Origin of the sequence: Bacillus sp. REN3 (assembly GCF_017912555.1) — a bacterium.
GTDB lineage: Bacteria > Bacillota > Bacilli > Bacillales > Cytobacillaceae > Mesobacillus.
In genome coordinates, this window is the sequence record NZ_JAERSD010000013.1 from 1 (window position 1) to 17,610 (window position 17,610).

At 43.8% G+C, this 17,610-nt stretch carries 23 protein-coding genes; 17 read left to right on the forward strand and 6 right to left on the reverse strand.

Annotated elements, in window-relative coordinates; all coding sequences use genetic code 11:
• Positions 1-203: 203 nt before the first annotated feature.
• The 3 genes from JJQ88_RS12490 to JJQ88_RS21545 form a co-directional block, all read right to left on the reverse strand.
• Positions 204-623 carry a pyridoxamine 5'-phosphate oxidase family protein gene (locus JJQ88_RS12490; RefSeq protein WP_210366238.1) on the reverse strand — a complete coding sequence of 140 codons (420 nt, stop codon included), beginning with the start codon at positions 621-623 and terminating at the stop codon, positions 204-206.
• Between the two features lie 81 nt (positions 624-704).
• Positions 705-944 carry a hypothetical protein gene (locus JJQ88_RS12495; RefSeq protein ID WP_210366239.1) on the reverse strand — a complete coding sequence of 80 codons (240 nt, stop codon included), beginning with the start codon at positions 942-944 and terminating at the stop codon, positions 705-707.
• A gap of 171 nt (positions 945-1,115) precedes the next feature.
• Positions 1,116-1,247, reverse strand: a complete 132-nt coding sequence (locus JJQ88_RS21545) for a hypothetical protein (RefSeq protein ID WP_282597696.1) — start codon at positions 1,245-1,247, stop codon at positions 1,116-1,118.
• A gap of 256 nt (positions 1,248-1,503) precedes the next feature.
• On the opposite strand from JJQ88_RS21545, the gene JJQ88_RS12500 reads away from it, so the two are divergent.
• The 13 genes from JJQ88_RS12500 (at position 1,504) to JJQ88_RS12555 (ending at position 10,939) form a co-directional block, all read left to right on the forward strand.
• A complete protein-coding gene (locus JJQ88_RS12500) occupies positions 1,504-1,698 on the forward strand; it encodes a hypothetical protein (RefSeq protein WP_210366240.1) in 195 nt (64 codons plus the stop codon).
• Between the two features lie 251 nt (positions 1,699-1,949).
• Positions 1,950-2,681, forward strand: coding sequence for a protein-glutamine gamma-glutamyltransferase (locus JJQ88_RS12505; protein WP_210366241.1), 732 nt, complete (start codon positions 1,950-1,952; stop codon positions 2,679-2,681).
• Positions 2,682-2,875: 194 nt separating this feature from the next.
• Positions 2,876-4,348 (forward strand): UDP-N-acetylmuramoyl-L-alanyl-D-glutamate--2,6-diaminopimelate ligase, encoded by a 1,473-nt coding sequence (locus JJQ88_RS12510; protein WP_210366242.1) that lies wholly within the window; start codon positions 2,876-2,878, stop codon positions 4,346-4,348.
• Positions 4,349-4,651: 303 nt separating this feature from the next.
• Positions 4,652-4,948 carry a metal-sulfur cluster assembly factor gene (locus JJQ88_RS12515; protein WP_210366243.1) on the forward strand — a complete coding sequence of 99 codons (297 nt, stop codon included), beginning with the start codon at positions 4,652-4,654 and terminating at the stop codon, positions 4,946-4,948.
• 117 nt (positions 4,949-5,065) lie between these two features.
• Positions 5,066-5,437 carry a hypothetical protein gene (locus JJQ88_RS12520; RefSeq protein ID WP_210366244.1) on the forward strand — a complete coding sequence of 124 codons (372 nt, stop codon included), beginning with the start codon at positions 5,066-5,068 and terminating at the stop codon, positions 5,435-5,437.
• Positions 5,438-5,579: 142 nt separating this feature from the next.
• Positions 5,580-5,681, forward strand: a complete 102-nt coding sequence (locus JJQ88_RS12525) for a YjcZ family sporulation protein (RefSeq protein WP_210366245.1) — start codon at positions 5,580-5,582, stop codon at positions 5,679-5,681.
• 27 nt (positions 5,682-5,708) lie between these two features.
• The gene (locus tag JJQ88_RS12530) at positions 5,709-5,834 is read left to right on the forward strand and encodes a YjcZ family sporulation protein (protein ID WP_210366246.1); all 126 of its coding nucleotides are present in this window, start codon (positions 5,709-5,711) and stop codon (positions 5,832-5,834) included.
• A gap of 178 nt (positions 5,835-6,012) precedes the next feature.
• Positions 6,013-6,540 carry an RNA polymerase sigma factor gene (locus JJQ88_RS12535; RefSeq protein ID WP_210366247.1) on the forward strand — a complete coding sequence of 176 codons (528 nt, stop codon included), beginning with the start codon at positions 6,013-6,015 and terminating at the stop codon, positions 6,538-6,540.
• Complete coding sequence (locus JJQ88_RS12540; RefSeq protein ID WP_210366248.1) at positions 6,524-7,150, forward strand: hypothetical protein; 627 nt, start codon at positions 6,524-6,526, stop codon at positions 7,148-7,150. The genes JJQ88_RS12535 and JJQ88_RS12540 overlap by 17 nt, the downstream gene beginning before the upstream one ends.
• Before the next feature lie 177 nt (positions 7,151-7,327).
• On the forward strand, positions 7,328-8,620 hold the full coding sequence (locus tag JJQ88_RS12545; RefSeq protein ID WP_210366249.1) for an ABC transporter substrate-binding protein: 1,293 nt from the start codon (positions 7,328-7,330) through the stop codon (positions 8,618-8,620).
• A gap of 469 nt (positions 8,621-9,089) precedes the next feature.
• Positions 9,090-9,626: a carbohydrate ABC transporter permease gene (locus JJQ88_RS21550; protein WP_282597697.1), complete on the forward strand. Its 537-nt coding sequence runs from the start codon at positions 9,090-9,092 to the stop codon at positions 9,624-9,626.
• A 244-nt stretch (positions 9,627-9,870) separates the two neighbouring features.
• Positions 9,871-10,074, forward strand: a complete 204-nt coding sequence (locus JJQ88_RS21555; RefSeq protein ID WP_282597698.1) for a hypothetical protein — start codon at positions 9,871-9,873, stop codon at positions 10,072-10,074.
• Between the two features lie 244 nt (positions 10,075-10,318).
• Complete coding sequence (locus tag JJQ88_RS12555) at positions 10,319-10,939, forward strand: carbohydrate ABC transporter permease (protein ID WP_246861141.1); 621 nt, start codon at positions 10,319-10,321, stop codon at positions 10,937-10,939.
• Between the two features lie 62 nt (positions 10,940-11,001).
• On the opposite strand, the gene JJQ88_RS12560 is transcribed toward JJQ88_RS12555, so the two are convergent.
• From JJQ88_RS12560 to JJQ88_RS12570, 3 genes are read right to left on the reverse strand one after another with little or no spacing between them, the layout of a single operon-like run.
• Positions 11,002-11,196, reverse strand: a complete 195-nt coding sequence (locus tag JJQ88_RS12560) for a hypothetical protein (protein WP_210366250.1) — start codon at positions 11,194-11,196, stop codon at positions 11,002-11,004.
• Positions 11,197-11,221: 25 nt separating this feature from the next.
• Positions 11,222-11,584 (reverse strand): hypothetical protein, encoded by a 363-nt coding sequence (locus JJQ88_RS12565; RefSeq protein ID WP_210366251.1) that lies wholly within the window; start codon positions 11,582-11,584, stop codon positions 11,222-11,224.
• Positions 11,577-12,008, reverse strand: a complete 432-nt coding sequence (locus tag JJQ88_RS12570) for a YkvA family protein (protein ID WP_210366252.1) — start codon at positions 12,006-12,008, stop codon at positions 11,577-11,579. The genes JJQ88_RS12565 and JJQ88_RS12570 overlap by 8 nt, the downstream gene beginning before the upstream one ends.
• Positions 12,009-12,294: 286 nt before the next feature.
• Between JJQ88_RS12570 and treP the strand changes: the two genes are divergently transcribed.
• The 4 genes from treP (at position 12,295) to JJQ88_RS12590 (ending at position 17,606) form a co-directional block, all read left to right on the forward strand.
• Positions 12,295-13,710: a PTS system trehalose-specific EIIBC component gene (gene treP, locus JJQ88_RS12575; protein ID WP_210366253.1), complete on the forward strand. Its 1,416-nt coding sequence runs from the start codon at positions 12,295-12,297 to the stop codon at positions 13,708-13,710.
• Between the two features lie 30 nt (positions 13,711-13,740).
• Positions 13,741-15,426, forward strand: coding sequence for an alpha,alpha-phosphotrehalase (treC, locus tag JJQ88_RS12580; protein ID WP_210366254.1), 1,686 nt, complete (start codon positions 13,741-13,743; stop codon positions 15,424-15,426).
• Between the two features lie 332 nt (positions 15,427-15,758).
• Entirely contained in the window at positions 15,759-16,169 is a 411-nt protein-coding gene (locus JJQ88_RS12585; protein ID WP_210366255.1) for a YugN family protein, read from the forward strand.
• A gap of 231 nt (positions 16,170-16,400) precedes the next feature.
• On the forward strand, positions 16,401-17,606 hold the full coding sequence (locus tag JJQ88_RS12590) for an alanyl-tRNA editing protein (RefSeq protein ID WP_210366256.1): 1,206 nt from the start codon (positions 16,401-16,403) through the stop codon (positions 17,604-17,606).
• The last annotated feature ends 4 nt before the right edge of the window (positions 17,607-17,610 follow it).

Consider the following 17,610-nt stretch of genomic DNA (forward strand, 5'->3'; position numbering starts at 1 on the left):
GTCTTATTTGTACTGCACACAATCTTTTGAAGTGGGCAGCCAACAAGGAAAGCGAACAAAAATTAGGGTAACTAGGGGGGGAATATCCCTCTTTCTCTTATAAATTCATCAAACCAAAACCTAGAAACTGGATAAAAAGTAAAAGAGGCGACTCTCAGGTCGAATTTATTCAACCTTTTGAGTCAGCCTCTTAAAAAGCAATTTTATAAATTCAATGTTTCAGGCTGCCCATGATTGTTCATCAGGCGGATCGTCTCAGGCTGGATTTCCAGGATGATATAATCAGGATCTTCCGGGCTCTCGATCCATTTCTGCATTTTCTTATTCCAGAATTTCTCCTTTAAGTTCTGTTCCTCCCTGATCGCTGCTTTCCCCTGCACTTCAATGTAAGAATCGCCAAAGCCTTCTCCTTCGTATCCGAGGAGAATGTGCACATAAGGGTTTTTCTCGATTTCTTCAGCTTTATATGTTTCCTTGCTAGTCGGAGTATAGAGGGTAAGGTCCTCGTTGAAAAAAGTCATATAGCGGGAGTGGGGCTTATTGCCTTCAACCGTAGCAAGCGAGCCAACTTTGCTTTCCCCCAATACCTTCAAGATTTTTTCCTTTAATTCATGATTGCTCATAATCGGCCTCCTTGAAGTTCATTCTTTTACTATTCTCGTACTTGAACTAGATTATCCAAATATCCTATCATTTGCACAGGACTATAAATCGTTGTCGTAGTCCACGTTATATTTCTTTTCACTCGAAGAAGTATCTTTCGTATTCGGACCATCTTTTTCTTCCAATTGTTCTTCTCTTAAATCCTCTAACGGGATTGGATCGACGTTCAATTCACTTTCAAACTTATCGTGGAGGCTCTTTTTTTCCGTCCGGTACTGTTCAGGGTTGTCCATGTTTTGTGTATTCTCGATTGGCACTTGTTTCTTTTTATCTTTTTCCATATTTTTCACCTCATTTTATTTATTGAAAAGCTCTGTAACAAAACTGCAGATCCCGATTTAAATCGGTGGTCATCCGGCGCCTCTGCTTCAATATAGGTCCGGAATTTCATTGAGTAGACAAGAGTGTCAGACAGCCATTATTCCTCTGATCTGCTAAGTCAGGTTCCTGTTTCATCCATCTTTTTTCTTCGTTTCATCTTGAGGTTTTATTGGGTCTCTTTCAGGTTCAAGGTCTTTATGGTCATCCTTCTTTGCTTCCTGTTCAGGAGAGCCATCATTTTTATCCTTTTTGTTTTGGAACATCCTAAAACCTCCTTATCGAAATGAATACTATAAAAATACCCTTTCAAATTGAAACAAAACAATGAAGTGAGTATGGAAGGGAACCTATAATATGATTGCCATTTCATGACCTTGACCATTTTATGAAGAGTAGCTTTAGGGAGGTTGTTAACTTCTTGTTAATTTATGTAAATATTCTGTATAATTGCTATTTTTAGTTGAAAAACCTTGTATGATAGCAATGTAACTAAATTCTTTCTTCAAGGAGGCATTCAATTTGAAAAAGTGGATGATGGCTTTATTGGCAGCACTTTTGTTTACTGGAGTGGCAACAGGCTGCAGCAATGAGGATTCGGAGGAACCAGCCACAGAAGAAAACAAAGAAGAAGGCACAGAAGAAGGCAAAGAGGAAAATATGGATGAAGGCTCAGAAGAGGATGCTGAGAAAACTGAAGAAGAATCTGGTCAATGAGCAATGTCAAACAGGCAGCAACAATCGCTGTCTGTTTTCTATTTGATTGGCAATAAGAACCTGAACGAACTATCACTAACCGCCTTTCCGCCCGCAATCCCCTCACCAGTTATCATAGGGTAGGTCCAAATCCGGTATCCTGTTCCTAATCGCGCCATTAAACAGAGGGAATCGGAAAGCGATGTCTGATGAGCCCTTTCCTTTCATATAGTTAATTAAGCGTGTTGATAATTAGCTAAAGGGGGAGAAGGATGATCATCATCAGGTATCCAGATGCTGCGGGCAGCAATCAGCTGCAGAAATTATCCGGAAAGCAAAAAGAGATTTACGAATACTTGGATAGCAGCCTGGAAATGTTCGAATATGACACTGCTTTCCAGCTTTTATTCGAAATCCGCCTTCGCGAGAATATCATTAAATCTTCCTTGCTGCTGAAAGACAGTGGAGTGGCGTTTTCTTCCTTCACTTACTCGAAGTTCAACCCTATTTACTGGACAAAGACAACGAGAGGGTATGTATTGAATCCTGGCGTCCTTCCTGCGGAGGCAATCAATGATATGTTCCGGAATGGGGCAGAATACGGATTCGAGTGCTCAACGGCAATGGTCGTCATCTTTTACAAGGCTGTTCTTGATTCGATCAGAATCAGCGACTTCAATTATCTTTTTCGTGGCCTGCTTGTCTGGAATTGGAATTATGACCCTGATTTATGGATCATCACCCTGGAAGGCAGCGAGTTCATTCCGGGAGATGTTGTTTATTTCATGAATCCAGACTATGAGAAACCGATCTGGCGTGGAGAGAACGCTGTATTTCTAGGAAAAGGTCTCTACTATGGCCATGGAATCGGGGTCGGTACAGCTGAAGAGATGGTAAAAGCTTTGAATACACTGCGCAAGGAAGGTTCCGTCACATCCGCTTATATGCTCCAGCAGCATAGCCGGCTGAACTTCAAATACCTTTCCCGGTTTTCGAGAAAATAGTTCCAAAACATTAAAAGACTGGTTCCTTTGCCGGTCTTTTTTTCTATTTCTTTCTCCTCATTATTCTCTTTTTGTTATCTAGTAGAATTTACAAGGCATAGTTTTATTAAACAGGGGAATATAAAAACAGAATAATTATAAACATTTCTAAGTTGCAGTTCGGAATTTATTGCATGTTAAAGGGAGTTTTGGAAATGAGATTAACCAAGTTGCTGGGAATTTTAGGAGGCAATGTCAAGGCATTCTACGGCAAGGGAGACCCTGAATTGACCGGAGTCCAGATGGATTCAAGGAAGGTTAAGGCAGGGGATATATTTGTAGCGATTGCTGGCTTCCAGACGGATGGCCATGAATATATCGGCGAGGCAATTGAAAAGGGCGCCTCTGCCATCATTGTGGAAAAGAACCTGGAACATTCCGTGCCCACCATCCAGGTAAGCGATAGCAGGCTTGCGCTTGGAAAGGCAGCAAGTGCCTTCTTCGGGTATCCATCCAGGAAACATAAAGTCATTGGCGTTACCGGGACAAACGGGAAAACGACCGTCTCCTATATCCTTAAACATATTCTTGAGCAGGCAGGAAAGAGCTGTTCCTTATTGGGCACGGTTTCTTATCTAATCAACAATGAAGTGTACGAGCCTTCTAATACGACACCTGATGCATTGCAAATGCAGGAATTGATAGCAAGAAGCAATGATGAGTTCGTTGTCCTTGAAGTATCATCACATGCGCTGAAACAATACAGGATTGAGGGGCTTGAACTGGATTTTGGCCTATTTACTAACTTGTCACATGACCACCTTGATTACCATTCAACCATCGATGAGTATTTTGAGACAAAAACCATGATGTATGAATACTTGAAATCGGATGGACAGGCTATTGTCAGCCAGCTGACTTCTTGGGGAAGCAAATTATCAGGAGTTTTAGCGAAGAAAAACATTCCAGTCCAGTCAGTAGGCTATAATAACCAAGATGATTTGAAAATTGAGGAGATCACACTCAATGGGCAAACAAGATTCTCAATCACATACAACGGGCAAAAATATTCACTGACTTATCCATCCCCTGGTCTTCACAACGTATATAATGCGGCGATGGCTTTCCTGACCGCGGCAAAAATCGGAGTAGAACCTGAAATCATCATTTCGGCATTGAAAAATTTCCCAGGTGTGCCTGGCAGATTCGAGATGGTTGACCATCCGGATGGCGCAAAGTTCATCATTGATTATGCACATACATCAGACGCCATCGAATATTGCCTGCAAGCAGCAAAGGAACATGAAGCGGCCGGTATCAGGCATATATTCGGCTTCAGGGGTGAGCGGGACAAATCAAAAAGGGAGGAAATGGTGAAAGCATCTGCCAGGCTCAGTGATGAGTTCATTTTAACTTTTGATGATCTGAACGGCGTTCCGGAGGAAGAAATGATTGCTGAACTCAAGGCGCTTAATGAACGTTTTGGCAAGAATAAAGGGAAAATCATTCCTGACAGGACGCTTGCAATCCAGTACGCATGGGATACGGCGGTGCAGGGGGAGTGGATCCTGATCACCGGAAAGGGACCGGAGGAATACCAGGGGATTTATCAACTGCCCACAAATACAGATAAAGAGACACTATCCTATCTGCACGAAATGAAGAATAAAGAAAAGGTTATAGGGTGAAACTAACTCATAGAAAAACAGGCTAATGTTAATTAAGCCTGTTTTTTAATATAGCGAGAGAAACATTACCTTCACACCTGGACGGTTTCTATGTCTGATTTGGGGATTCCGCAAACTGATATCTTAATCCTTCTTTTGCTCTCCAACCGGATTTAATCTTATCCTGGATAATTGACACAAAATCTTCTTCTGAAAATGACAATCCCATGAACTGTGAAGTCAGTCACTCCAGTTTTTTACCAGTTTCTTTTAAGATAAGAATAAGTCGGAATGCATGGCCAACATCAGGAAGGGGCACTCAATATGAAAAGCAGAATATACAAAGCGCTTGAAGAAGTACAAGAGCCGACACTTGGTGTTGATATTGTGAACCTCGGCCTTGTTTATGAGGTTTGCATAAAAAATGAAAAAGATATTGAAATCGTGATGACAACAAGGAATGGCGACACGATGCTTTCGGATTATATAGCCGTCTCTGCAAGGGAACTCCTTGAGAAACGGGTCGAAAACCTTGGGGACATTGACATAAAAATGGTGGCATCTCCTAAATGGACAAAGGAGCGGATGTCCCGGTACGCAAAATTCATTCTTGATCTATAGACCGCGCTAAACCAGCAATCTTTTTGTAATCCACTATGCCTACCCTTAAATATTTTGACTGCTGAACGAACTTTCTTTTAGAATGTATGTTAGGGTAAAAAAGGGGAGGCAGCATGAATGTTATTGAGGAAATTCGATGGAATCAACTTGTGGAAGCTGAACAAGGCGCTTAAGAAGCTTGCTTTTTCAAGGATGGAGCTTGAAAAACACCTGGAAAAAGAGTTGATCGTTATCTTGGTTGAGCCTAAGAAAGAAAAAATTCTGTCAACACCGGAAGTCAAGAGGGAGATTGAACAGACTGTCATGAATCTGAGCGGATTCGAGACGTTAAGGCTTTGCGCACTAGAGAATTGCCAGCCGCAATACAGGGAAAAGCTGACGCAGAATGGAGTTGCAAGGTGGATTGAAATGCCAGTCAACCGGTCCATTACATACGATTTTAAGAATACGATTCCAGAACGGGAGCCATTATTGAAAGCATACAATTAAGGAGCCATAGGCTCTTTTTTTGTTTTACTGGATGTCTGAATTAACTGCAAAGAAGATGGGCTTATTTTTTTTCGATTGATTAATTGCACAAATGTCCTGAACTGAATAGGATATAAGGACATAAAAAAAGGAGGTTGTTACGATGGCAGACGGATTCGCATACGGTGGAGGCTTTGCTCTGCTGGTAGTTTTGTTCATTCTGTTGATTATAATCGGAGCGTCTTGGGGATTCGGATATTGCTAAGCTGAACCGCACAAAGGAGGTAATATTATGTACGGTTGGGGCCCAGGCTATGGCAGCTATGGCTATGGAGGTGCAGGATATGGCAACTGCTTTGTATTAATAGTTGTCTTGTTCATCCTTTTGATCATTGTTGGCTGCGCATGTTATCTATAATCGCACAAGGGAAGCACGGGAATATCCCGTGCTTTTTTATGTCCATAAAGTTAGTCGCATTGGTGGGTGGTAAAAACAGGAGATAGATGGTATCTTCGAAAAAAGACTAAAAATTCGGAAATAAGTGATTCCTTTTCGTTGCTTGTTCGTCTAACTGGAAAGAAAAGGGGGGAGACAGTTGCGCGACAAAAACAGTGGCCGGTTCCAGGAAATTTATGACCAATACAGTGACAAAATTTTCGGTTATCTCCTGTTATTGACCGGGAAAAAAGAGGTCGCTGAGGACTTGACACAGGAAACTTTTTTGAAGGTCTATCAGAATCTTCATAAATTCCAAGGGAAATCACAAATTTTCACCTGGCTGGTGAAAATAGCCAGGAATGCCGGCCTCGATTATTTAAGAAGAAGGAACAAGTTCCGCTTTTTTTCAATGGACAAGTATCCTATCAGGGCGAACCAGCCTTCTCCCGTTGAGATTATCGTCAAGGGGGAGCGGGCATCGCAGCTATACAAAGCAATACGATCATTGAAGCTAAGCTATCAGGAAGTATTGCTATTAAGGAAAATCAAGGAGTTTTCGATAAAGGAAACAGCGGAAATCCTTGGCTGGAGTGAAAATAAAGTGAAAATATCTACATCGAGGGCAATGGCTGCCTTAAGAAAAGAGTTAAGGAGAAGAGGAGAAGCCAATGAAGAAATCATTTGAGCTGGAAGAAGGGTTCAGGAGTCTTAATCACATACCGAGATCACAAGTACAGAAAAGGAAAACATTTGAAAATATCATGAATAGCAGGCCGGAAAAGCAATATTCCAGGATTTTCGGCAACCTGGCAGGGATATTCCTGGCGATCTCACTATTTTCAAGTTTTTCAAGCCTGCTTTATATCCAGATTACCGCTCCAGCAGACGAAGGGCATTCAGACATGGCGATCTTTGGAAATGGAACGGGAAAGGCCGTTAAAACGTACTTCACAAAATCTTACTCGAATGAATATTTCAGTCTCCATTCGAACCTAAAGAGGAAGGGGATCTTCATCAAAGAAAATGAAGCATGGCTGGAAACGATCGATTCCGCATTGGCTGGAATGGTTCCTGTACATTCCACGCCATCTGGATATGCTGGCTATGATTTATTAGTCATACTTGACGGCAGGGATGCCATCAAGTGCAAGATCTGGCTGACGGAAAAAGAAGTATACCTGAAAAAACTAAAAGAAGATAATTACTATAAAATAGAAGGAAAGGATGCGGAGAGCATCATAAAAATCATGGAGTATGTCCAACAGAAAGGTTTCCGGACGGAAGCCTTTTTATAATGCATCCGCCCTGAAATTCCCATGATGCTTTGTAAACTTACTGAAAGACTGGCAGCAGGAACTGAGAGAAGCGATCTGGAAGTTTGTTTTCCTTACAATTAATGTTTTAGTTTCAAAAAGTTGGGGTATATACAAGTTCTAATTCAAATATCATCAGGTAGTTGACAGGAGGGGCATATGAAAAAAGGTCTGGCAATTTTCTTGGCATCATTCTTGCTTTTCGGACTGCTATCCGGTTGTTCAGGGAATCGAGAGGAAAAAGCGGAAAAAACGAAGGACGGAAAAGTAATCGTTGATTTTTGGACGTTCTGGGGTTCTGAAACTCGAAGACCAATCATTGAGAAAATTATCGACGATTACAATAAATCACAGGATAAAGTTGTTGTGAAACATACCTTCCTTCCATGGGGAGACATTTGGACAAAGAATCTCGCCTCCATCGCCGCAGGAACTCCGCCTGATGTTATCATCAATGACATCAACACGGTGTCGCAAAGAGCCGAGAATAAGCAGGTAGAGGATTTAAGCAAGTATGTTGACGATACATATAAGGATCAATTTTATCCACATTTATGGGATACAGTCGAATATGAAGGGAGACCATATGCTGTTCCTTTCAATACTGATACACGCCTGTTATTTTACAACAAGAAAGCCTTCAAGCAGGCTGGCCTCGATCCGGAAAATCCGCCGGCTACATGGGATGAGCTTGAGGAATATGCAAAGAAGCTTGATAGGAAAACCGCTGACAGATACGAACGGATTGGCTTCTATCCACTTTGGGGGAGCATCGGGGCATCAAACTGGATGATGAACGCAGACAACGGCAAGGGATTCATCGAGGAAGGAAAGCTTGCGATCAATACCCCGAAAAAGGCGGAAGCTCTTGATTGGATCCTGAGCTGGAAAGAACGGTTGGGAGACAATACGGTACAGGCATTCCAGGCAGAATTCGGAAGTGAACAATCCAATCCGTTCATTGCCGGTAAAGTGGCAATGTGGATTGATGTAGGGACATTCTATACTCAGTTAAGGGATTATGGACAGGACATCGAATTCGGTGTCGCCCCGATTCCTGCCTATCAGGAGGGAGCAGGCAACTGGGCTGAAGGCGGCGGTTTCGTGGCCGAAATACCGAAAGGGGCCAAGAATCCTAAAGAAGCGATGCACTTTATCAAGTATTTGACCGGCAGTGACGCGCAAAGATACTGGGCAATGAAAAACTATGACAATGTTGCGAATATGGAGGCTGCCCAAGCAACTGTAGATCAACTGGAAGGCAAGGACAAAACTGTTTATGAAGCATCTGTAAAAAACCTTGAACAAACCAAAATGTTCCCTATCCCTGTCGAGTATCCTGACTATCACAGCCGGATCAATCCGCTGATAGACAATGCCCTCCTTGGTAAAATCTCTCCCGAAAGAGCATTGGAGCAAGCGGAAAAGGATGTAGCAAAGATGAAAAAATAAGTTGAAAGGGAGAAGGGCCGAGCCCTTCTCTTTTGCATAAAGGTATTTTAAGAGATTTGCGAACAATTGATATGATTGGGCGGAAGGTTTACGATCATTCCAAATGCTGCTGTGTTTCCTTCGTGCAAAGGTCCAATCGGGCATGAACCATCAATTTCCAGCGGGACAGAAGTACCTTGAATAAGCTGCTCGCCTGGGCGAGGGTATGGCATGAGGAAAACTGGAGGATGGAAAAATCATCCGGGGTATGAATTGTTTCTATATTAAAAGATCCGTCTATTAAAACTTTCAGGAAATTTCAAGGCATCCCGGGCATGCATCCACCCTTTAAGTGGATGCATGCCCGAAATAAACTTATAAGCGAAAAACTTTCATGGTTTCGGGTTTCCGTGTGGCTCACGGATTATGGACGACTGGATCGGCAAGTCATCTGAAAGCTTGGCCAGCCTTCAAAAGAAAGGGGATTGAAATGAAACCTTCAGATTCAAACATTGCCCGTACGCAACCGAAAACCCTGCCAGATTCGAAGGCTGGTGTTCCTGTAACTAAGCGGAAATTCAGCAGGAGGACGAAAGACAATATCGCTGGTTATTTGTTCATTTCACCGTGGATGATAGGATTTGTCGGGCTCACTTTAGGACCATTGCTGTTCTCGCTTATCGCCAGTTTCACAGATTACAATATTACCTCGAAGATGAATTTTATCGGGTTTGATAACTATAAGCGAATGTTCACGATTGATGGCCTTTTTCGCACTTCTCCATACAATACGCTTTATTATGTGGTTTTTTCAGTACCGCTGATGACAGTTGGAGCCATCGTGCTGGCTGTCCTTTTGAATCAGAAGGTTAGAGGGATGAAGGTGTTCAGGACAATTTACTACCTTCCTGCTGTGTTATCCGGTGTGGCAGTTTATCTGCTCTGGATGCAGATGTTGAGCCCGTCGACAGGCCTTCAACACAATGCTGGGCTGGTTTGGAATCGAAGGACCGGCATGGCTTTTTGATCCTGTATGGACAAAGCCTGTGCTGTTGATGATGAAAATATGGAGTGTCGGGGGCGGTATGCTTTTGTATCTGGCAAGTTTGCAGGGCGTCTCGCGGCAAATGTATGAGGCTGCAGAGCTGGATGGGACTACTTCCTGACAAAAATTCTTCCATATCACCTTGCCGATGATCTCGCCAATCATTTTCTTTGATATTATCACCAGTACAATTGGTTCGTTCCAGGTTTTCCAGGAAGTGTATTTGATGAAGGAAAATGGAAGCGGGGGGGCGGGAAACTCACTGTTGTTCTATAACCTTCATATGTGGAACAATGCTTTTGAAATTTTCAATATGGGATATGCATCAGCAATGGCCTGGCTGTTGTTATTTATCGTGATGATATTGACGGTGATTAACTTGAAGCTTGGAAAACGCTGGGTTCATTATGAAGGGGGAGATGGAAAATGAGGGAATCAGCCGCGCCAAAATTCTACGAAACTAGGATATTCAAAGATAAAGCGAGACTAACCTTTGTGACATTGGTGCTTGCCGCAAGCAGCACCCTCATCCTTCTCCCGCTCTGGTGGATGTTTCTACCTCGCTTAAGTCACCTGCAGAAATCGCCCAATATCCGCCGACCCTTATACCAAAGGAGTTCAATTTTTCAAACTATCTTGAAGCATGGCAGACGGCACCTTTTACAAGATGGGCAATGAATACAATTTTCATTGCAACGATTGCCACCTTTGGCAGTGTCTTCGTGAATTCTCTTGTAGCATATGCGTTTGCGAAAATCAGGTTTAAGTGCAGGCCCCCCTTTTTTGTCATCGCGCTTTCGACCATGCTGATTCCCGGTTTCGTGACGATGGTTCCGCAATATATCCTGTTCTCTAAGCTCGGCTGGGTGAACACATACTTGCCATTAATAGTTCCAGCCTTCCTTGGCGGTGCCTTCTTCATCTTCTTGCTGCGCCAATTCATGTTGGCCATCCCGGATGAACTGATAGAGGCGGCTATCCTTGATGGAGCCGGCCATTTGCAAATTTGGTGGCATATCATGGTACCGTTGACAAAGCCCGGTTTGATCACTGTAGCCATTTTTTCCTTCAATGGCGCTTGGAATGACTTGCTCGGTCCATTGCTGTATCTCAACGATGAAAGCATGTATACCTTGCAAATCGGACTCCAGACTTTCAAAAGGGCAGTCCAGACACAATGGCACTATCTAATGGCAATGTCTGTCACAGTGTTGTTGCCAGTTGTGTTATTGTTCTTCTTTTTCCAGAAATATTTTATCGAGGGTGCGAACATTGCATCAGGTTCAAAAGGATGAAAGAAAGGATGCTTTGCAGTTGGAAAGGATTCCATCGCTGCGAAGCATCCTTAGTTATTTGTTCAGCCGTAAATAGGGCATGTCGTCCGCCAATAGCCTTCGGTGCATTGCCAGTAGCCATTTTTATAAACCATTTTTGTGCACTGCCAGCACAAGTAGCCTTCAGGATTTTCCGAGTTGTTCTTTGCAGGAGAAGCAACAACAGAACCGGAAAACATAAGCATCATGACAAGGAACATTGAAAGCAGCTTCTTCATTTTTCTTCCCCCTTTTGTAAAAAAATTACTTTTCCCTATAACATACGGAAGGGAATGACAGTTTAGAATAGGAAGAAGGATTCATTCCTTCTTCTGCCACCATATCTTCCGATTTTATTTCCCAATAAAGACACCGCGCTTTCTTGAAGGCTTTGATCGCAGAACAAAACTTCGGCTGATTTGCCCAAAGCTTTCTTGGTACCTTGGCTGGCGCTGCAGTATGTGTGACAGGCTGAGAAAAGGGGAGTAGATTCATTTGTGGATTGCCTTCAGCTGGTAACCTCATAATCGCCGCAGGGGGAAGACGAAAAGAAGTCGATTGGCAGATACCAGCCAAAAGAAAAACCGCCAAGATTCTGGCGGCAGGTGGCATTGCTCGCTTATTCAACAGTAGTTTCTTCCAGAATGTTTGTTTCTGGATTATTATTATCCCTCCAGGTCCTGAATTTTTCCAGATCGGAGGAAATCTGTTTCAATACGAAGCCTATGACCGCAGCATCGTCCACGATACCAACACCTGCTAAAAAGTCCGGGATCAGGTCGATTGGCGAGACAAAATAAATAATGGAAGCCAGGATCGCTAAAATTGATCCTATCGGGATTTTTTTATACTCGCCATGACGCCATGCAGTAACCAGTTGGAACAGAAGTTGAAGGTTTTCCCAAATGTCCGCGAGTCCCTTCTTTTCCTTCTCTGCCTTTTTACTTGCATCTTTGATCAGCACGTCCGTTTTTTCGGGACGTTTCATGTATTCTCTAGCCTTTGACTTATACTTTTTAATGCTTTGCTCGATTTTTTCAGTGCCTATCATTTTTAACACCTTCCTGTCTACCGGAATACAATTACTGTTATTTTTACCCGATAGAACCGGATTTCAAAACAAAATGATGTCCGGAACAGCGATTTTCCAGGAAAAAGAGTGAATCGCTGTTTCAATTATACGATTAAGGGAATTTCTAAAATGGTAAATAAAATTAGTTGACTAACCTTGTATATACAAGTAGAATGAAAGCGTGAACAACATGTATATTCAAGATTTTGGTTTTTAAAGAGTTATATAGGCTAAGAATGAAAACGTTACCAGGAGGAGATTTAGCATGGACCGGAAAGCGGTAGAAGAAATTGTCGAAGCGGTTGGCGGCAAGGAAAATATAGCTGCTGCTACACACTGTGTGACACGGCTGCGTTTTGCCCTGAAGGATGAAGGAAAGGTGGACAATGAAAAACTCGAACGCAATGATCTTGTAAAAGGTTCCTTTTCCGCAAATGGCCAGTATCAGGTCGTCATTGGCCAGGGGCTAGTAGACAAGGTTTATAATGAAATGGTTGCAATCACCGGGATTGGAACCGCGACGAAACAAGAAATCAAGGATGCGGCGGAACAAAACCTGAATCCGCTGCAAAGAGCAATCAAGACTTTGGCTGATATTTTCATCCCGATCCTGCCAGCAATCGTAACGGCAGGTTTGCTGATGGGGATCAACAACATCCTTACGGGAAAGGATATTTTCTTTGAAGGCAAGGCGCTTATCGATGTGTATACGAGCTGGGCAGACTTCGCAAGCATCATTAACCTGATTGCCAACACCGCCTTCGTGTTCCTTCCTGCTCTGATTGGCTGGAGTGCTGTTAATAAATTCGGCGGCAATCCGCTGTTAGGTATCGTTCTGGGACTGATGCTTGTGCACCCTGATTTGCTGAATGCATGGGGGTACGGAGAAGCACAGCAAAAAGGAGAAATTCCGACTTGGAACCTATTTGGCCTCTCAATTGAAAAAGTAGGCTACCAGGGCCAGGTGCTGCCTGTATTGTTTGCCTCTTATGTGCTTGCGAAAATGGAAATATTCCTGAAAAAGCGGATACCCGATGCTTTCCAACTGCTTACAGTTGCTCCGATTGCTTTACTGGTAACCGGATTCCTTTCCTTCATTGTCATCGGTCCAATCACTTTTGCTATCGGAAACTTGATCACTGACGGCGTTGTCGGCATTTTTGATGCTGTACCAGTGCTTGGCGGCCTGATTTATGGAGCCCTTTATGCTCCGCTTGTCATTACAGGGATGCACCACACATTCCTTGCAGTCGACTTACAGCTGATCGGGACCATTGGCGGTACATTCCTCTGGCCGATGGTCGCGCTATCGAATATCGCCCAGGGATCCGCCGCATTCGCAATGATGTTTGCGGAAAAGGACAATGAAAAGCTGAAGGGGCTATCATTGACATCAGCTGTTTCCGCTTGGCTTGGGATTACGGAGCCAGCGATGTTCGGGGTCAACCTTCGTTATAAATACCCTTTCATGGCGGCCATCATCGGATCTGCGATCGCTGGTATCGTCATTACGCTACGCGGTGTCCAGGCTCCGTCGATAGGAGTCGGCGGTTTACCGGCGTTCCTGTCCATTTTCACCGAGTACTGGGGAGTATTCTTCCTTGGCATGGGGATTGTCCTTGTCGTTCCGTTCGTTTTGACATTCATCATGGCAAAAACGAAAAGAAGGAAGGAAGCATAAAACAACAAGAGACGGAGGTGCATCATTGCTATGGCAGAACCATGGTGGAAAAAAGCCGTAGTTTATCAAATCTATCCAAAAAGCTTTTATGACACGACGGGGAACGGTACAGGCGACCTTCGAGGCATTATTGCCAAGCTTGATTACCTGAAAGAGCTTGGCGTGGATGTTATCTGGCTGACACCAATCTACGACTCGCCTCAGCGGGATAATGGCTATGATATAAGAAACTATTATGAAATCTATCAGGAATATGGCACAATGGCAGACTTTGAGGACCTACTGGAAGAGGCCCACCGGCGAGGCATAAAAATCATCATGGACATCGTTGTGAACCATTCATCAACCGAACACGAGTGGTTCCAGGAAGCCAGGAAGTCAAAGGATAGTCCTTTCAGGAACTATTATATCTGGAAGGACGCGAAGGATGATGGGAGCGCGCCAACCAACTGGGAATCCAAGTTTGGAGGGAATGCATGGGAATATGATAAGCAGACAGGGCAGTATTACCTGCACCTGTTTGATGTCACCCAGGCTGATTTGAACTGGGAAAATGAACAGCTCCGCAATGAAGTGTATGAAATGATGCATTTTTGGTTTAAGAAAGGCGTTGACGGTTTCAGGCTGGATGTCATCAACCTGATTTCCAAAGACCAGGATTTCCCGGACGATGACGGTTCGGTTCCTCCAGGGGATGGTAGGAAGTTTTACACGGATGGACCGAGAATCCATGAGTTCCTGCAGGAAATGAACCAGGAAGTGTTTTCAAAATATGACATCATGACAGTAGGGGAAATGTCTTCAACGACGATCGAGAATTGCATCAAGTATTCCAACCCAAAGCGGAATGAATTGAGTATGACCTTCAACTTCCATCATTTGAAAGTCGATTATTTAAATGGAGATAAATGGACCCTGGCTGACTTTGACTTTCTTGCCCTGAAGCAGATTTTATCCCAGTGGCAGACGGAAATGAACAGGGGCGGTGGCTGGAATGCATTGTTCTGGTGCAATCACGACCAGCCAAGAGTCGTTTCCCGCTATGGGGATGATCGCGAATACCACCGTGAGTCCGCAAAGATGCTCGCAACGGCCATCCATATGATGCAGGGAACGCCTTATATATATCAGGGTGAAGAAATCGGCATGACCAATCCTTATTTTAAGGAAATTGAGGATTATCGTGATGTCGAGTCCCTTAATATGTTTAAAACCAAGCTAGCTGAAGGGATGCCTGAGGACGAAATCCTTAAAATCCTGCAGAGCAAGTCACGCGATAATTCCCGTACGCCCGTGCAATGGAATAGCGAGAAGCATGCAGGATTCACAAAGGGGGCACCATGGATCGGTGTAGCGGATAACTACCGTGAGGTGAACGTGGAGAATTCGCTCGAAGATAAGAACTCTGTTTTCTACCATTATAAAAAGCTGATCCAGCTCAGGAAAAGATACAATATCATCACGGACGGCGATTACGAACTCATCCTTGCTGACCATCCTGACATCTTTGCCTATATCCGGAACAGTAAGAATGAAAAGCTGCTTGTCGTCAATAACTTCTATGGTAAAAACACCGTATTCAAACTTCCGAATGAGTACAGGCTGAAGGACCACAAGGCAGAGATCCTGTTATCAAACTATGAGGATACGGGCAATGATATTTCCGTTGTGAAGCTTCGCCCTTACGAGTCGATCGTTTACCACTTAACAAAATAATCATGATTAAACGAAGGACTGTCTGTGTCCTTCGTTTTTCATATTATTTAGTGTTTTGAGCGTGGATTTTACTCCAGTTCGTGTTGGGATAATCTTAGTTGGGGCGGTTATAATCCCAGTAAGTATATTGTAAAAGTGATTGAGAGAGTTTCATAAGTTCATAAGGAAATCGCAGTGTTCATGGTAAGAATCATCGTGCTTCAATTGGAATCACGCTGTGCCCCGATCAACACTTTCACAAGCACATACAGAGTATGCTGTTCGATGTTTGATGCCTGTCATCTGGTGGAAAAAATCAATGGGCGAAACTAAATAGAAAAGAGGTCTCAGCAATGATTCAAATCCCATCCAGCATCGACGGCAAACAATACAGTATTGGCGATATGAAACAAAAGCTTGAGCCGATTGGGTTCACAGTCGGCGACAACTGGGAATACGATCATGGATATTTTGATTATAAAATGAACGATCACCATGGTGATCAGCAGTATGTCCGTATTCCAGTCCAATCAACAGGAGGGGCATCTGACGATGATGGGACGCTCGTCCAGGTCGGTACTCCTTTCATCCTTGACCACCAATTCAAGACGGATGTTGACGAAGAAGGGAATATCAGCAATTTTTCCGCTTCAGTGAATCAATTTAAAGAGCCAGCCGATAAGGATGCCCCCATTCCCGAAGGGTTTGTTGATCATGGTAAATCGCTGGTCGAGAAAGCAGAACAAGCCTTGAATGATCACTGATCATAAGAATGAAGGCAGCCTTCCATGTTCAATAGGAAGCTGCCTTTCTTCATGAGCTTAAAAAGCGAAAAAGAATGGACACTGCCGTTCAAACTTATATCATCAATGGCTTCAGCCAAAAAGGACGTCAATATTTCCGCCATCGCCTTAAAGCTTGCCAATCGCGAATTTTACTCGATGGAAAAATGCTATACTTGTTTACATAGTTTATTAACGGAGCGTGAAGCTTGAATGGAAGAAAAATTGTATTATCAGGACCCGTATCTAAAAAGTTTCTCAGCAAAAATCATGAAAGAAGGGCTTGATCATGACGGACGAAGGTATGTTGTTTTGTCCCAAACAGCCTTTTATCCGACCGGAGGAGGGCAGCCATCTGATACAGGCAAACTGAATGGCATAGAAGTGACAGAGGTGGAGGAAACCGAGGGGGAAATCAGGCATTACATCAGGGAGACCCTCAATGGTGCCAGCCTGGCAGAAGGAATGATTGACTGGGTCCGCCGATTCGATCACATGCAGCAACACTCCGGCCAGCATATATTGTCGGCTGCTTTCGAACAGCTTTTTGATCATAAGACAGTAAGCTTCCATCTGGGAAAAGATACGCTGACAATTGACCTCATGGCTGAACAGCTTTCCAAGGAAGAAGCGGAAGAAGCTGAAAAGCTGGCAAATGAGCTTATCCTTGAAAACAGGCCAATCGAGTGCAAATGGGTCAGTAAAGGAGAAGTGGCTCAATACCAGCTGCGAAAAGAGCTGTCAGTTTCCGAAGACATCAGGCTCGTGATCATTCCGGATTTCGACTACAATGGCTGTGGCGGTACTCATCCTTCCAGCACTGGCCAGGTCGGCTTATTGAAAATTTTAGGATGGGAGAAGCAAAAGAAGAAAGTAAGGGTAGAATTTATTTGCGGTAACAGGGTACTTACGCAACTCGGCCAAAAACACGCCATTCTCCGGCAACTTGCTTCCTTGCTGAACATGCCTGAACAGGGAATGCCTGAAGCCGTGGAGAGATTGCTCGATCACCGGAAGGAGCTTGAAAAGTCGCTGGAGGAAACGAATGACCAGCTCATCACTTATGAAGCAAAGGAATTGCTTATGCAAAAAAGTTACCCCGCCGTTTGCTGTTGTGTATATCAGGACCGCAGCATCCAGGAACTTCAGAAATTAGCAAGAAAGCTGGTTTCCTTGGCAGATGACCACGTGTTCCTGCTAGCTGCCGAAAATGGCTCGAAGCTCCAGTTTGTTTTTGCTAAGGGAAGGGAAGCAGAGGGTGACATGAAGGAGTTGGCCGGCAAGGCACTTCCGGCAATCCATGGCAAAGGGGGAGGCACTGAGTTGTTTGCCCAGGGAGGCGGCGAGTTACGAGTGCCAGGAGAAGAATTCCTCTCAAAAGTCAAAAAAAGCTTGAATCATGGAACGGATGAGTTTTGAACAG

Coding starts and splice junctions, on each gene's coding strand:
- JJQ88_RS12510 (WP_210366242.1), top strand. CDS start 2,876: ATGAGATTAACCAAGTTGCTGGGAATTTTAGGAGGCAATGTCAAGGCA.
- treP (WP_210366253.1), top strand. CDS start 12,295: ATGGACCGGAAAGCGGTAGAAGAAATTGTCGAAGCGGTTGGCGGCAAG.
- JJQ88_RS12545 (WP_210366249.1), top strand. CDS start 7,328: ATGAAAAAAGGTCTGGCAATTTTCTTGGCATCATTCTTGCTTTTCGGA.
- JJQ88_RS12570 (WP_210366252.1), bottom strand. CDS start 12,008: ATGATAGGCACTGAAAAAATCGAGCAAAGCATTAAAAAGTATAAGTCA.
- JJQ88_RS21545 (WP_282597696.1), bottom strand. CDS start 1,247: ATGTTCCAAAACAAAAAGGATAAAAATGATGGCTCTCCTGAACAGGAA.
- JJQ88_RS21550 (WP_282597697.1), top strand. CDS start 9,090: ATGAAACCTTCAGATTCAAACATTGCCCGTACGCAACCGAAAACCCTG.
- JJQ88_RS12530 (WP_210366246.1), top strand. CDS start 5,709: ATGTACGGTTGGGGCCCAGGCTATGGCAGCTATGGCTATGGAGGTGCA.
- JJQ88_RS12555 (WP_246861141.1), top strand. CDS start 10,319: ATGAATACAATTTTCATTGCAACGATTGCCACCTTTGGCAGTGTCTTC.
- JJQ88_RS12540 (WP_210366248.1), top strand. CDS start 6,524: ATGAAGAAATCATTTGAGCTGGAAGAAGGGTTCAGGAGTCTTAATCAC.
- JJQ88_RS21555 (WP_282597698.1), top strand. CDS start 9,871: ATGAAGGAAAATGGAAGCGGGGGGGCGGGAAACTCACTGTTGTTCTAT.
- JJQ88_RS12490 (WP_210366238.1), bottom strand. CDS start 623: ATGAGCAATCATGAATTAAAGGAAAAAATCTTGAAGGTATTGGGGGAA.
- JJQ88_RS12585 (WP_210366255.1), top strand. CDS start 15,759: ATGATTCAAATCCCATCCAGCATCGACGGCAAACAATACAGTATTGGC.
- JJQ88_RS12520 (WP_210366244.1), top strand. CDS start 5,066: ATGTTATTGAGGAAATTCGATGGAATCAACTTGTGGAAGCTGAACAAG.
- JJQ88_RS12515 (WP_210366243.1), top strand. CDS start 4,652: ATGAAAAGCAGAATATACAAAGCGCTTGAAGAAGTACAAGAGCCGACA.
- JJQ88_RS12590 (WP_210366256.1), top strand. CDS start 16,401: ATGGAAGAAAAATTGTATTATCAGGACCCGTATCTAAAAAGTTTCTCA.
- JJQ88_RS12525 (WP_210366245.1), top strand. CDS start 5,580: ATGGCAGACGGATTCGCATACGGTGGAGGCTTTGCTCTGCTGGTAGTT.
- JJQ88_RS12560 (WP_210366250.1), bottom strand. CDS start 11,196: ATGAAGAAGCTGCTTTCAATGTTCCTTGTCATGATGCTTATGTTTTCC.
- JJQ88_RS12505 (WP_210366241.1), top strand. CDS start 1,950: ATGATCATCATCAGGTATCCAGATGCTGCGGGCAGCAATCAGCTGCAG.
- JJQ88_RS12495 (WP_210366239.1), bottom strand. CDS start 944: ATGGAAAAAGATAAAAAGAAACAAGTGCCAATCGAGAATACACAAAAC.
- treC (WP_210366254.1), top strand. CDS start 13,741: ATGGCAGAACCATGGTGGAAAAAAGCCGTAGTTTATCAAATCTATCCA.